This window comes from Kribbella sp. CCNWLW201, from assembly GCF_037203805.1.
Classification (GTDB): Bacteria; Actinomycetota; Actinomycetes; order Propionibacteriales; family Kribbellaceae; genus Kribbella.
On sequence record NZ_JBBCBQ010000007.1, the window covers coordinates 428752 to 442192 of the forward strand.

Genomic DNA, 13441 nt, shown 5'->3' on the forward strand with positions numbered 1-13441 from the left:
GCTCCCATCAGGAACGCATCAGCCCGTCACGAGCTGGCCGATGGTGTGCTCGACCGCGGCCAGCGCGTCGTCCGAACCGGCCGCGTCGGTGCCGCCACCCTGCGCGACATCGTCCTTGCCGCCGCCGCGACCGCCCAGCTTCTCGGCCGCGACCCGAACCAGGTCGCCGGCCTTCAGCCGCCACTCACGAGCGGTGTCGTTGAGCGCGACCACCACACCCGGCTTGCCGTCGTTCACACTCAGTACGGCGATCACGGCCGGCTTGTCGGCCGCCATCCGGCCGCGCACGTCCAGCGCCAGCTTGCGCAGGTCTCCGCCGTTCACACCGTCCGGCGCGCGATGACCGACGTACTGGACGCCGAAGACGTCCTTCGGGTTCGCGGACAGCTCGGCGGCCGCGGCCAGCACCTGGCCGGCCTTCATCCGCTCAAGTTCCTTCTCCGCGACCCGCAGCCGCTCCGCCAGGTCGGCGACCTTCGCCGGCAGCTCCTCCGGCCGGGTCTTCAGGTTCTCGCTGAGCAGCCGGACCAGCGCCCGCTCGCGGCCGAGGTAGTGCAGCGCCTCCATGCCGACGAACGCCTCGAGCCGGCGGACACCGGCACCGACCGAGGACTCACCGGTGACGGTGAGCGCACCGACCTGCGACGAGTGCTTCACGTGCGTGCCACCGCAGAGCTCACGGGACCAGGGGCCGCCGATCTCGACGACCCGGACCTGCTCGTCGTACGTCTCACCGAACAGCGCCAGCGCACCCCAGTCCCGGGCCTCCGGCAGCGTCATGTACTGCGCCGACACCGGCAGGTCCTGGCGGACGGCGAGGTTCGCGACCTCTTCGATCTCGGACCGGGTCGCCTGGTCCAGCGCCGACGACCAGGCGAAGTCGAGCCGCAGGTAGCCGGGCTTGTTGTACGAACCGCTCTGCAGCGCGTTCGGGCCGAGCACCTGCCGCAGCGCGGCGTGGACGACGTGCGTCCCGGAGTGCGCCTGGCACGCGGAGACGCGCCACTCGTGGTCGACCTCGGCGTGCACGTCCAGCCCCGGCTGGAGGACACCCTCGAGCACCTCGACCCGGTGCACGATCAGGCCCTTGACCGGCTTCTGTACGTCGAGCACCCGCAGCTTCACGCCGTCGGCGACGATCAGGCCCTCGTCGGCGATCTGGCCGCCGGACTCCGCGTAGAACGGAGTCTTCTCCAGCACCACCTCGACGGTCTCGCCCTGCTCGGCGGACGGCGCGACCACGCCGTCGCGGAGCAGACCGCGGACCTGCGAGTCGGTGGCGAGCTCCTGGTACCCGGTGAACTCGGTGACGCCCTTCTCCCGCAGCTCCCGGTAGCCCGAGGTGTCCGCGTGACCGGCCTTCTTCGCCCGCGCGTCCGCCTTGGCCCGATCGCGCTGTTCCTTCATCAGCGCCTTGAAGCCCTCGGTGTCGACGTTCAGGCCCTGCTCGGAGGCCATCTCGATAGTCAGGTCGATCGGGAAGCCGTACGTGTCGTGCAGCTGGAACGCCTTGGAGCCCTCGAGCTGGTGTGCGCCGCCGGCCTTGGTCTCGCGGACCGCGATGTCGAAGATGGTCGTCCCGGCCGTGAGAGTACGGCGGAACGCCTCCTCCTCGCCGTACGCGACCTGGCTGATCCGGCCGAAGTCGGACTCCAGCTCCGGGTACGACTTCTTCATCTGCTCCAGGCTGACCGGCAGCAGCTCGACCAGGCTCGGGTCCTCGTAACCGAGCAGCCGCATCGAGCGGATCGCCCGGCGGAGCAGCCGGCGCAGCACGTAGCCGCCCTGCTCGTTGCCCGGGTTCACGCCGTCGCCGATCAGCATCAGCGCACTGCGCACGTGGTCGGCGATCACCCGGAACCGGACGTCGTCGACGTGCTCGACGCCGTACTTGCGGCCGCTCAGCTCCGACGCCTTCTCGATCACCGGGTAGATCTCGTCGATCTCGTACATGTTGTCGACGCCCTGCAGCAGGTAGGCCACCCGCTCCAGGCCGAGACCGGTGTCGATGTTCTTCTTCGGCAGCTCGCCGAGGATCGGGTAGCCCTCCTTGCCGCCACCCTCACCACGGATGTTCTGCATGAAGACCAGGTTCCAGAACTCCAGGTAGCGGTCGCCCGCCTCCCAGTCCCGGTCGGCGCCGAACTCCGGGCCGCGGTCGATCAGGATCTCCGAGCACGGGCCGCAGGGACCCGGGATGCCCATCGACCAGAAGTTGTCCTTCATCCCGAGCCGGACGATCCGGTCGTCCGGCAACCCGGCGACCCGCTTCCAGATGTCGATCGCCTCGTCGTCCTCGTAGTACACCGAGGCGTACAGCACCGACTCGTCGAAGCCGTAGCCGCCGTCGCCCTGCGGCCTGGTGACCAGGTCCCAGGCGTACTCGATCGCCTTCTCCTTGAAGTAGTCGCCGAAGGAGAAGTTGCCGTTCATCTGGAAGAACGTGCCGTGCCGGGTGGTCTTGCCGACCTCGTCGATGTCGAGCGTCCGGACACACTTCTGCACACTCGTCGCGCGCGCGTACGGCGGCGTCTGCTGGCCGACGAAGTAGGGCACGAACTGGGCCATGCCGGCCACGTTGAACAGCAGGTTCGGGTCCGGCGACGGCAGTGGCGCGCTCGGCACCACGGTGTGGCCCCGGTCCTCGAAGTACTGCAGGAACCGCCGCCTGATCTCACTGGTTTCCATGGGTGTTACCGGTAGTCCTCACGCGTGTCTGTGGTCGTGTCGATGCCGAGGGCGTCGCGCAACTCGGTCTCCCGCTCGGCCATGCCTTCGCGCACCTCGTCGCCGAAGTGCCGGATCGCGGCGGCCACCTTGGCCGCGGACTCCTGCAGGCTCTCCGGGGCCAGTACGGCGGCGCGCTTCTTCAGCCGGGTCACGGCGTACACACCGACCGCGATGCCGATGATCAGCCAGAAGATCCGCTTCACCGGACGTCACCCCGCTTCCGTGCCTTGCGTTCGGCCTTCATCTCTTCCTTCACTCGCCGGCTGACGTCCTTGCGCTGGCTCTCGCCGAGCGCCTTGCGGACGCCGTACGTGAACGCCGCCGCCTTCACCAGCGGGCCGCCGGCCGTCGCCGAGAACAGCGACATCAGGGCCGCCGCGTTGGTGGTCACCGTGGTCGCGTTGTCGGTGATCGTGTCGACCTTGGCGAGCTGTGCGTTGGTAGTAGCCACGGTACTGGTCACTTCACCGAGCAGCGGAACGCTGGAGTCGGAGACGCCCTTCACCATGATCCGGGTCTCGTCCAGGACCTTGCCCAGCTTCAGGATCGGATAGGCCAGCAGGCCCACCAGGATGAGCAGCGCGCAGGCGGCTATCAGCCCCGCTACTTCACCGACGCTCATGGGAAACGATCCACCTTCCGTTGCGACCTCGTGGACCGCCCGACCTTATCGCGCGCCCTCGTCACACTCCGCTCCAGGACACCATCCCCCACATCACAGTCCCCCACCAAACCGCGTGACCGGGAGTGATCAGGAGCTGCCGCGCTCGCAGGCGACGCCGTCGCCGTTGCGGTCCAGGGCCTCGGTGTAGCCCGGATCCCCGCGGTACAAGGGCGCCTTGCCGGCGGCCCGGACCTCGGCGCAGTTCTTGTACACCACCGGGGTGGTGCTCGGCGTCGTACTCGGGGCGGGTGTGGCGGTGCTGGGCTCGGTCGAGGTTGGCGCCGGGCTCGAGGGTGCCGGCTCCGACGACGGCTGTGTCGACGGCGTGGGCTGGGTGGGCTGGGACGGGGTTTGCGACGGCGACGTGGTGGGTGACCAGGGCGGCTTCGGTGCGGCCGGCGTGGAGGAGGACGGCTGCGTCGACGGGAACCAGCTCGTGGCCGGACCGGACGGCCTCTCGCCCGAGCGTGACGGGCTCGACGGCTGCCGGGTCGTCGGCTCCCGCGGCGGTACTCCCGGCCGCCGGCTCGGCGAGGCGCCCGCGGGGTTGCCGGCCGAGGGCGTGTCCTCGGATGCTGGTGTGTCTGTGGATGTCGGCGGCTGGGTGGTCACTGCGTCGCGCGCTCTGAACGGGGCGAAGAACAGTAGACCGGCCAGTGCGAGCACAACTGCTGCCAGCGCACCGAGCTTGAGTGGGCGGGGGCCGGCGTACCGGCCGACCAGTCTGCGGACGGGCTTTCCGTGCCTCAAGATGTGTGAACCTTCCACCCCCAGGCCGACTGGCAGCCTACCCACCTGAGCCAACGACCCAACCCGGCCCCCGGCGCGCCTCAGTCGAAGGTGACGGTAAGTGCCTGCACGGCTCCATCGGGTGCCCAGCTGAGCTGCATCGTCCCGGTCCCGCCGCTTGCCCAGCGGAACCTGACGGCGTCTCCGTCGGGGCCTACCAGGCTCATGGTCTCGGTCGGCGGGTTCTCCCGGTACGCCTGCGCGATCGCCGTACGTCCCTCGAACGGGCCCGCCGGTACGCCGACGAAGGTCATCGTGGCGTCTTCGGCGAAGCGGTTGGCGAAGGTGTCCCAGTCGCCGGTGGTGACGGCGTCATTGAAGGCGTCGACGTGGTCCGTCGTACGGCTCACTTGCGCTCCCGGAGGATCTTGCGGATGTTGGCGACGCGATCGGCGTACGCCGCCTCGCCACCGCGACGGGTCGGGTTGTAGTAGTCGGTGCCGTCGATCACGTCCGGGGCGTACTGCTGCGGGACGATGCCGCGCGGGTCGTCGTGGGAGTACTGGTACGACGATCCGTGGCCGATCTTCTTGGCACCGGAGTAATGGGCGTCGCGCAGATGTGGTGGGACCGGGCCGACCTTGCCCGCCTTCACGTCGGCGATCGCCGCGTCCACGGCCATGATCACCGCGTTGGACTTCGGCGCCAGCGCCAGCGCGACGACCGCCTGGGCCAGGTTGATCCGGGCCTCGGGCATCCCGATCAGCTGGACCGCCTCGGCCGCCGCCACCGCGACCCCGAGCGCGGTCGGGTCGCCCATACCGATGTCTTCACTCGCGGAGATCACCAGCCGTCGCGCGATGAACCGCGGATCCTCACCGGCCTCGATCATCCGGGCCAGGTAGTGCATCGCCGCGTCCACATCCGAACCCCGGATCGACTTGATCAACGCCGAGGCCACGTCGTAGTGCTGATCGCCGGCCCGGTCGTACCGCACCGCGGCCCGGTCCACCGCCGTCTCGAGCGTCTTCAGGTCGATGACCTCGGCGTCCTTGGCCCGCGCACCACCCGCGGCGGCTTCCAGATAAGTCAGCGCCCGCCGGGCATCTCCCCCGGCCATCCGGAGCAGGTGCGCGCGAGCGTCGTCCGCGAGCTCGAACTCCCCGTTCAGCCCACGCTCGTCGGTCAGCGCCCGATCCAGCAGTACGGCGATGTCGTCGTCGGTGAGTGATTCCAGGGTGAGCAGCAGCGACCGCGAGAGGAGTGGTGAGATCACCGAGAAGAACGGGTTCTCGGTGGTCGCGGCGACGAGCGTGACCCAGCGGTTCTCCACACCGGGCAGGAGGGCGTCCTGCTGGGCCTTGGTGAACCGGTGGACCTCGTCGATGAACAGCACGGTCTCGACCGAGCCGGTCGCCCGGGACAGATCCCGCCGAGCCCCGTCGATCACCTGCCGGACGTCCTTCACCCCCGCGGTGACCGCCGAGAGCTCCACGAACTTCCGGTTGGTCTGGTGGGAGACCACGGCCGCGATCGTCGTCTTGCCGGTCCCGGGCGGACCCCAGAGGAGTAACGACATCGGCTGGTCACCCTCGACCAGCCTTCTGAGCGGCGACCCGGGCGCGAGCAGATGCTGCTGCCCCACCAACTCGTCGAGACTCCGCGGCCGCATCCGCACGGCCAAGGGCGCGGCCGTGTGATCCACGTCCGCCAGACTCCCACCGCCCCGAGCAGGCGCAGGAGCCCCCGGAATCTCAAACAACCCGTCACTCACACCAGAAGCCTAACCAGCCCCACCGACACTCCTACCCAGCCGGCCGAGCCGGTCCAGCCGAGTTACTTCTTCTTGTCGGTGGGCTCGTCCTCGTCGTCGGCGTCGCGGAGCTCCTCCGGGAGGTCCTCGTCGTCTTCGTCGCCGAGGTCGCGGAGTTCCTCGGGGAGGTCGTCTTCGTCGAACTCCTCGGCGGGGATCTCCTCGGACTGGGCGGCCGACTCGGGCTTGATGGCGTTGCGGAGGCGGCCGAGGATTCGGTCGGCCTCGGTGCCGAACGGGTTGTCGTTGATCAGATACGTCCAGGTCGCCGTCGGCCGCGGCACCCCGCTGGCCGCCTCGTCCAGGCCGTCGGAGGTGATCTCGGCGGTCTTGAACGTCTCGACCGCGTCGTCCCACGCATCCGCGATCAAGGTGTCGAAGGACGCGATCGCGGACTTGTTGAACTCGTCGATCGGCTTCAGGTGCACGATGCCGCCGGCCAGCGACCGCAGGTGGATGCCCTCCCGCAGGTCGGCCAGGTACGCCAGGTGGTCGGTCCAGCGCCGGTCCAGGTGGTGCAGCGCGATCCGCCGGGCCGCGTCCTTCACCACGTCCTCGCCGAGCTCCTCGACCAGTTCGTCGTACCGCTCCTTGGCCCGTTCGGCCAGCTCCTCAGCCGCGAGATCGTCGACCAGCACCTTCTCCCGGGCGTCGAGCAGGATCGCGCGCTGCTGACCGGTCAGCCGGTGGTACGACCAGGTGGTCCGGTGCAGCTCCGCGTTGGCGCCGTCCGCGACCCGCTGGGCGTGCTCGAGTACGCCGATCGACTTGCGATCCGTGAGCCGCCCGGAGGAGTCCGGATTCGGCCGCAGACCCGACGAAACGGAGTACCGAGTCACCAGCTCGTCGGCCAGGCTGGCGAAGAACAGCGACCCACCCGGGTCACCCTGCCGACCCGCACGTCCACGCAGCTGGTCGTCCAGCCGCCGCGACGCGTGCAGGCCGGTCCCGATCACGTAGAGGCCGCCGAGCTCGATGGCCTTGTCCTTGTCGTGCGACTCGTCCCGCCCACCGAGGCGGATGTCGGTACCGCGGCCGGCCATCTGCGTCGACACGGTCACCGTCCCCGGCACACCGGCCTCGGCGATGATCGCGGCCTCCTCGGCGTCGTTCTTCGCGTTCAGTACGACGTGGGTGATCTCGGCCGCCTCGAGCCGGTCGCTCAGCTGCTCGGACTCCTCGACGCTGTGGGTCCCGATCAGGATCGGCCGGCCGGTCTCGTGCACCTCGGCGATGTGCTCGACCAGGGCGGCGTTCTTCTGCTCGACGGTCAGGTACAGCCGGTCCGGGTCGTCGATCCGGATGTTCGGCTTGTTCGGCGGTACGACGGCCACCTCGACGTCGTAGAACTCCTGCAGCGACTCCCCGACGACGACCGCCGTACCGGTCATGCCGCACAGCGTCTTGTAGCCGGTCACCAGCGCCTGCACGGTGATGCTGTCGAGCACCTCACCGGAGTCGCTGACCGGCACGGCCTCCTTGGCCTCGACCGCCGCCTGCAGACCGTCGGGCCAGCGCTGCAGCTTGGCGATCCGGCCGCGGTTGTTGTTGATCAGGCTGACCTTGCCGTCGCGGACCAGGTAGTCGACGTCCTTGCGCAGCAGCACCTCGGCGTGCAGCGCGACGTTGATCTGGGTCAGCCGGTCGAGGTTGTCGTCCTCGTACAGGTTGATCCCGCCGAGCGTCTCCTCGACCTTGTCCGTGCCCTTGTCGGTCAGTGCAACGGTCCGGCCGTCGCCGTCGATCTCGTAGTCCACGCCCGCTCGCAGTGTCCGGACCAGTTGTACGACGTCGTCGTCCAGCTCCTCGGTCCGGGTCGCGCCGGCCAGCACCAGCGGCACCCGGGCCTCGTCGATCAGCACCGAGTCGGCCTCGTCCACCAGCGCCACGTCCGGCTTCACCGTGACCCGGTCGGCCACGTCGGTGACGAGCCGGTCGCGCAGGATGTCGAACCCGATCTCGCTGACCGGCGCGTAGCAGACGTCCGCCTGGTACGCCGTACGCCGTTCCTCCGGTGTGGACGCCTGGCCGATGTGCGACACGCTCACGCCGAGCAGCTCGTACACCGGGCCCATCCACTCGGCGTCGCGGCGGGCCAGGTAGTCGTTGACCGCGAGCACGTGCACCTTGCGGCCGCCGATCGCGTATCCGGCCGCGGCGATCGCACCGGCCAGCGTCTTGCCCTCACCGGTCGCCATCTCCACGACCCGGCCCTGCAGCATCGCCAGCGCACCGACGACCTGGCCGTCGAACGCGCGCTCGCCGATCGCCCGCTGACCCGCCTCGCGGGCGAGCGCGAGGAACTCGATCTGCTCGTCCTCGTGCAGCCCACCGGTGGTGCGCAGCTCGGCGACCGCCTCGGTCAGCTCTTCGTCGGTCAGGGACTGGACCGATTCCTCCGCCTCGCCGACCAGCTGGGTGAGCCGCTCGTACGGGCCGAGATCGATCGAACCGGGGCGCTGCAGCAGCCGGCGGAAACGAGACGCGATCTTCAGTGCCATGATTCGGCAACGTACAGCCTCGGCGTGTCGTTCCGTGCACCAGGTCAGCGTGTCCCGAGATGTCACGGCCTCCATTCGTACGGCGTCGTCGTGGTGACAGCGTGGAGACCCAGTTTCTGGAGGATCGGGCGGGAGTCCTCGGAGGCATCCACCCGGATGAACTCGTAGCCGCGCTCCTTCGCCAGCCGGGCCCGGTGCGCCAGCACCGCGCTGTACAACCCCTGCCGCCGCCACTCCGGCAGCGTCCCGCCGCCCCACAGACTGGCGAACCCCGTCCCCGGGTGGAATCGCACCCACGCAGCCGTCAGCGCCGGCCCGTCCGGCCCCCGCAACACGTCCTCGACCAGGAACACCGACAACCGGTCCGGGAACATCCGCGCCTCGCCGGCCAACCGCTCCTCGATCCGCTCCAGCCCGTTGTGCCACAACGTGTCCATCAGTACGGCGATCCGGTGATAGTCGGCCGGGCCGTCGGCCTCCCGCAGCCGCACCTTCGACGGCAGCGCGGACGGTCGCGCCAGGATCGCGTCGATCTCGCCGAGGATCAGCGTCTCCGGCTCCTCCGCGGTGAACCCGGCCCGGACCAGCCGCTCACCAAGGTCGGCCGGTTCGTCGTACGCGTAGGTCTTCCACTCGAACGGCAGGCCGCGCTCGCGGAAGAAGGCGACCTCGGCCGCGATCACCCCGTCCGGGTCGTCGCCCAGCCCACGCGGGGTCTCGACGAATCCGGCGCCGTCGGGTCCTTCGACGTACGAGCGGTGCACCAGGCCGTCGTGTTCCACCTTCCAGCCGGGGATCGTGTCCGCGTCCGGCAGCCGGATCCGGCGGTGGAACACCTCGAGCAGCTCATCTGGGGTCATCTGCACATCGTGCCTGAGCGACTACCAGAAATCACCAGGCCTGAATGCCAACCAGTTGGCCACTGGTCTCGTCCAAGTCAGTGTTCCTGAAAGGGGGGACATCATGTACATCCACCACATCACTCGCAAGACGATCCTCGCCGCTCTCGCCATCATGGCGGTCCCGGCAGCAGCGATCGCCGCACCGGCCGTCGTCGGCTCGTCGTCCGCCCCCCAGACCGTCGCCGTCGCCGGCAGCACCGCGACTTCCTGCCCGCGCGGCTGGGGATCGTTGCCCGAGGCAAACAGTCGGATGGTGCAGTCGCCGATCACGAACGTCCGCACCGGAAGGCATGCCTGCTTCGACCGGCTGGTCGTCGACCTCCGCGGCCGCGCGCCCGGGTACGACGTCCGCTACGTCACCAACGTCACCCAGGACGGCTCCGGTTTCACTGTCCCGCTCCGCGGCGGCGCGAAGCTGCAGATCATCGTCCGGGCCCCGGCGCACACCTCGGCCGGCCAGCCGACGTACCAACCGGCGAACAAGCGTGAACTGACCAACGTGTCCGGCTACAGCACCTTCCGCCAGGTCGCGTACGCCGGCAGCTTCGAGGGCCAGACCACGATCGGCCTCGGCGTCCGCGCCCGCCTGCCGTTCCGCGTCTTCACGCTGGCCGGCCCTGGCTCCAACAGCCGCTTGGTGATCGACGTCGCTCACCACTGGTAAAGACCCCACCCCAGCGGTCGCCCGGAGTTCCCCCACCGGGCGACCGCCCTTACCTCAGGCCGGTGACCGTGAATGTCTAGTGTCCAGGTAGTAATACAGCGGGTGATGACCCGTTGCGAACTGTCACCATCACTGGGTGAAGACCTTACGCAGACCCCTTGCCCTGGGAGTCGTACCCGCCCTCGCCCTGTCCGCTCTGATCGCTGTCCCCTCCGCGGCCTCGACCAGCACGGCAGATGTCGCACTCGAGTGGTACGACGTCACCGCTGACACGATCACCGCCGCCGGTGCGCCCACGCAGGTGACCAACAACCGCACCTGGGCGATCGGCTGGCTTGCCGCCAGTCGCGCCCTCCTACGGTCGCCGGCCGACTCGGCGCCGTACAACGAAGCTGCCCTGGCCGGTGCGGTCCACGAGACCCTGGTGACACTCGTACCGGCCCGCAAGACCGACCTGGACCAGTCGCTGGCCACCACGCTGGCCCGCATCCCAGACGGTGCCGCCGAGACCGCGGGGCTCGCCGCGGGACGCCAACAAGCAAAGGAAGTCCTGGCCTCCCGGGCCAACGACGGACTGGACCCCGCATCGATCAATGCGCCTTTCACTCCCCCGTCAACGAACCCGGGCGTCTGGCGGCCCACACCGCCCAGCTACAGCCCTGCTACGCAGTACGGGAACCGCCTGGCCAAGCCGTTCCTGTTGAAGAGTGCCAGCCAGTTCCGGCCAGGCCCGCCGCCCGCGCTCGGGTCTCCGCGCTACAACCGCGACCTCGCCGAGGTCCGCGCCGACGGTGCACTCAACAGCAGCACACGCACCCAGGCCCAGACCGACACCGCCACCTTCTGGCTCGGCTCGTCGTACGTGCTCTACACCGCTCCGCTGCGGGTAGCGCTCGCCGAGGCCGCAGGACACCAGGTGGTCGAGCGAGCCAAGCTGGTCGCGCTGTTCCACGTGGCCTCGGTGGACACGCAGATCGCGACGTCTGACACGAAGTACGCCTACCAGCGCTGGCGTCCGGTCACAGCACTCCGTGCGACCACCGACCCGGACTGGACGCCCCTGCACAACACTCCGGCCCACCCGGACTACCCGAGCGGGCACAACACCTACTCCGGCGCAGCCGAGCAGGTGCTGACCACTCTGGTCGGAGCACGCACCGCCAAGCCGTACACGATCGGCAGCCCATCGGCACCTGGTGTCACCCGCACGTACGGCGACTGGCGCCAACTGACCGTGGAGAACGTCGATGCCCGGGTCTGGTCCGGCATCCACACCCGCACGGCGGACACGGTCGGCGTGACCCTGGGCAAGCAGGTCGCAGCCAACGCCGTACGCAACGCCGACAAGCTGTTCCGGTGAACCCACGCTCCGGCGGGCGATGGCGGACCGCCCGCCGGAGCGTGTCTCCTACAGAACGCGGTTGAGCAGGTCGAAGAAGGTGTTGCCGAGGACCAGTTCGTACGGGTCCGTCAGCAGTGGCGCCAACTCGGCGATGTCCGACGGCGTCCAGCCCCAGGCGTTGATACCGCCGGCGATGAAGAGCGGCTTGCTGCCGTCCCAGCCGGCGATGTGGGCGTCCAGGGCAGCCTTGTACTCAACGGCTTTCCCAGGTGCGCCGAAGTTCCCGATGATCGGCAGGCCACCTCGTCGTACCAGGAGATCACCGCCCTCCCAGGACTGGATGATCCCCTTCAGCGGCGTGTGATCGGCGTACCCCTGAGCGATCTCCTCGGGGAACGCGACCCAGCCGTTCGCGTCCCGATGGTTGTAGGCGTACACAAGGTCCATCCCGGTACGGCGCATGAACGCACCGGACAGCTTGAGATACGCGGTCAGCTGGTCGGCCGGCCACGAGCCCGGGTAGGTGTAACCGGCTCCGGACGGTCCACAGATCAGCAGGTCGTTCGCTGTAGCGGTCCGCTGGTAGTAGCTGAACAGGCCGGGCCCGATCTCGGCGAGCAGCGGGCTGATCGTCCAGTTGACCATCCCCTCGCCGCGCTTCGGGTCGTCCCACAGGTCGCGCATCCGCCGCTGGCAGTACTGCACGTTGTCGCCCTCGCCGAAGGTCAGCGTGACGTAGACCTTGTTCTTCGGCTCCAGCCGCCGTACCGGCCGGACCTTGTCCGAGATCGGCGCGACGAACCCGGAGTGCACGGTGCCGTTCATGTAGAAGTCCGCGGGGATCACCTGCGAACCACCTTGGGACGCGAGGTCGACACCGCTCCACTCCCCCGCGACGTCGTTCGAGAACCAGCCCGCGTACGGAACGGTCGGGCCGACCCTGTCGAAGTGCTCGGTCAGCAGGTCGCCGGTCGGGCCGTTCGGCGGCAGCCAACTCACCAGGGCCTTGGTCGCCACCACGTAGTCGCGGAAGTACGGGAACGGCTCGATCCGGGTCGGCGCGGTGTCGGTCGCGGTGACCAGATACTGGTTCCACATCTCGACTGTCACCACCAGGCTCGTCGTACCGGCCGGCGGGGCGAAGCGGTAGATCCAGAAGTTCCCGCCGTCGGCGAACCGGTTGCCCTCGCCGCCGATCGAGGAGTTCGCACCTTCGAACAGGTACGGCGCCTCTTCCGGTGTGTTCGGCAGGAACCGGGCGATCTCGGTCCCGTTGGCCTTGACCGACACCGACAGCACCGACGCACCCCAGCCGTCGTCGCCGAACGAGTCCCCGAACCGGACGAACACCGCCTCCTTGCCGAGCTTGGCGGAGACGTCGAGGTCGTAGCTGCCGCGGTTCGAGGAGTCGCGGATCTGCCGGGTCTCGCGGGCGATCTCCTGCCAGACGACGTTCTCGGCCTGGACCACCATCGTCGGCGGAAGGCCGGTGAGCAGCTTCTGGTTGCAACGCGGGAACAGGTTGTCCAACTGCCAGCGATACGTCTTCACCCGATCGCCGTCGAAGACACCGCGCAGGTCCTTCACGATCCGCAGGCCGTGCGCCTTGGCCTGATCGGCGTCCGCGACGACCGCGTTCTCCAGCCCGGCCAGCGTGGTGGCGACGTTGAGGGAGTCCGGTACGGCGGGATCGTGAACGATCGCGCCCCGGATCCGGTGCCGGAACTTCGCGATCAGGTCGAGCGGATCGTCGTACCGGGTGGTGGGCAGGCGCATGTCCGCCAGCCATTTGGCGTCCGGACCGTCGGGGGTGCCGGGTGAGTAGAGGAAGTAGAGCTCGGGCTTGGTGCGGTTGACGATGCCCTGCAAGGTGGTCAGCAGGGTCTGATCCCCGCCGCTCAACTTGCTGACATCGCCGTAATGCAAGCGCTCCGGCCGGCCGAAGCCGGGCAGCAGCCGGGTCGCACCGGCCGAAGCATTGGCAGCGTTGTCGGCCGCGGCCGCGGGCAGGGCCTGGAAGACCCCGAACCCACCCGCCGTCACCGCACCACTGCCCGCCAGGAACGTTCGTCTCGAGACCATCGTGACCACTCCCC

General features: G+C 69.1%; 12 protein-coding genes. 3 read left to right on the plus strand and 9 right to left on the minus strand.

Annotated elements, in window-relative coordinates; all coding sequences use genetic code 11:
* Positions 1 to 18 precede the first annotated feature (18 nt).
* The 4 genes from alaS to V9K99_RS28250 all read right to left on the minus strand — a co-directional run bounded on the left by alaS (position 19) and on the right by V9K99_RS28250 (position 3610).
* Positions 19 to 2688 carry an alanine--tRNA ligase gene (gene alaS, locus V9K99_RS28235; protein ID WP_337006885.1) on the minus strand — a complete coding sequence of 890 codons (2670 nt, stop codon included), beginning with the start codon at positions 2686 to 2688 and terminating at the stop codon, positions 19 to 21.
* 5 nt (positions 2689 to 2693) lie between these two features.
* Positions 2694 to 2933, minus strand: coding sequence for a DUF6167 family protein (locus V9K99_RS28240; protein ID WP_337006887.1), 240 nt, complete (start codon positions 2931 to 2933; stop codon positions 2694 to 2696).
* Positions 2930 to 3352, minus strand: a complete 423-nt coding sequence (locus tag V9K99_RS28245; RefSeq protein WP_337006889.1) for a DUF948 domain-containing protein — start codon at positions 3350 to 3352, stop codon at positions 2930 to 2932. The genes V9K99_RS28240 and V9K99_RS28245 overlap by 4 nt, the downstream gene beginning before the upstream one ends.
* A gap of 129 nt (positions 3353 to 3481) precedes the next feature.
* Positions 3482 to 3610, minus strand: a complete 129-nt coding sequence (locus tag V9K99_RS28250) for an excalibur calcium-binding domain-containing protein (protein WP_337006891.1) — start codon at positions 3608 to 3610, stop codon at positions 3482 to 3484.
* On the opposite strand from V9K99_RS28250, the gene V9K99_RS28255 reads away from it, so the two are divergent.
* On the plus strand, positions 3600 to 4193 hold the full coding sequence (locus V9K99_RS28255) for a hypothetical protein (protein WP_337006893.1): 594 nt from the start codon (positions 3600 to 3602) through the stop codon (positions 4191 to 4193). The genes V9K99_RS28250 and V9K99_RS28255 overlap by 11 nt on opposite strands.
* Before the next feature lie 31 nt (positions 4194 to 4224).
* Here the strand turns inward: V9K99_RS28255 and V9K99_RS28260 are convergent, their stop codons facing one another.
* The 4 genes from V9K99_RS28260 to V9K99_RS28275 all read right to left on the minus strand — a co-directional run bounded on the left by V9K99_RS28260 (position 4225) and on the right by V9K99_RS28275 (position 9297).
* Positions 4225 to 4533, minus strand: a complete 309-nt coding sequence (locus tag V9K99_RS28260) for a nuclear transport factor 2 family protein (RefSeq protein WP_337006895.1) — start codon at positions 4531 to 4533, stop codon at positions 4225 to 4227.
* Positions 4530 to 5897, minus strand: coding sequence for a replication-associated recombination protein A (locus V9K99_RS28265; protein ID WP_337006897.1), 1368 nt, complete (start codon positions 5895 to 5897; stop codon positions 4530 to 4532). Before V9K99_RS28265 ends, V9K99_RS28260 begins: the two co-directional genes overlap by 4 nt.
* A 62-nt stretch (positions 5898 to 5959) precedes the next feature.
* Entirely contained in the window at positions 5960 to 8437 is a 2478-nt protein-coding gene (gene secA2 / locus V9K99_RS28270; protein ID WP_337006899.1) for an accessory Sec system translocase SecA2, read from the minus strand.
* 62 nt (positions 8438 to 8499) lie between these two features.
* Positions 8500 to 9297, minus strand: a complete 798-nt coding sequence (locus tag V9K99_RS28275) for a GNAT family N-acetyltransferase (protein WP_337006901.1) — start codon at positions 9295 to 9297, stop codon at positions 8500 to 8502.
* A 103-nt stretch (positions 9298 to 9400) separates the two neighbouring features.
* On the opposite strand from V9K99_RS28275, the gene V9K99_RS28280 reads away from it, so the two are divergent.
* Positions 9401 to 10003: an AMIN-like domain-containing (lipo)protein gene (locus tag V9K99_RS28280; protein ID WP_337006903.1), complete on the plus strand. Its 603-nt coding sequence runs from the start codon at positions 9401 to 9403 to the stop codon at positions 10001 to 10003.
* A gap of 136 nt (positions 10004 to 10139) precedes the next feature.
* Positions 10140 to 11363: a vanadium-dependent haloperoxidase gene (locus tag V9K99_RS28285; protein ID WP_337006905.1), complete on the plus strand. Its 1224-nt coding sequence runs from the start codon at positions 10140 to 10142 to the stop codon at positions 11361 to 11363.
* A gap of 48 nt (positions 11364 to 11411) precedes the next feature.
* Here the strand turns inward: V9K99_RS28285 and V9K99_RS28290 are convergent, their stop codons facing one another.
* The gene (locus V9K99_RS28290) at positions 11412 to 13427 is read right to left on the minus strand and encodes a GxGYxYP domain-containing protein (RefSeq protein ID WP_337006908.1); all 2016 of its coding nucleotides are present in this window, start codon (positions 13425 to 13427) and stop codon (positions 11412 to 11414) included.
* Positions 13428 to 13441 lie beyond the last annotated feature (14 nt).

Bases quoted from the DNA above. Each gene is read 5' to 3' on its own strand.
- V9K99_RS28275 (WP_337006901.1), bottom strand. From the start codon at position 9,297: ATGACCCCAGATGAGCTGCTCGAGGTGTTCCACCGCCGGATCCGGCTG.
- V9K99_RS28290 (WP_337006908.1), bottom strand. From the start codon at position 13,427: ATGGTCTCGAGACGAACGTTCCTGGCGGGCAGTGGTGCGGTGACGGCG.
- V9K99_RS28245 (WP_337006889.1), bottom strand. From the start codon at position 3,352: ATGAGCGTCGGTGAAGTAGCGGGGCTGATAGCCGCCTGCGCGCTGCTC.
- alaS (WP_337006885.1), bottom strand. From the start codon at position 2,688: ATGGAAACCAGTGAGATCAGGCGGCGGTTCCTGCAGTACTTCGAGGAC.
- secA2 (WP_337006899.1), bottom strand. From the start codon at position 8,437: ATGGCACTGAAGATCGCGTCTCGTTTCCGCCGGCTGCTGCAGCGCCCC.
- V9K99_RS28280 (WP_337006903.1), top strand. From the start codon at position 9,401: ATGTACATCCACCACATCACTCGCAAGACGATCCTCGCCGCTCTCGCC.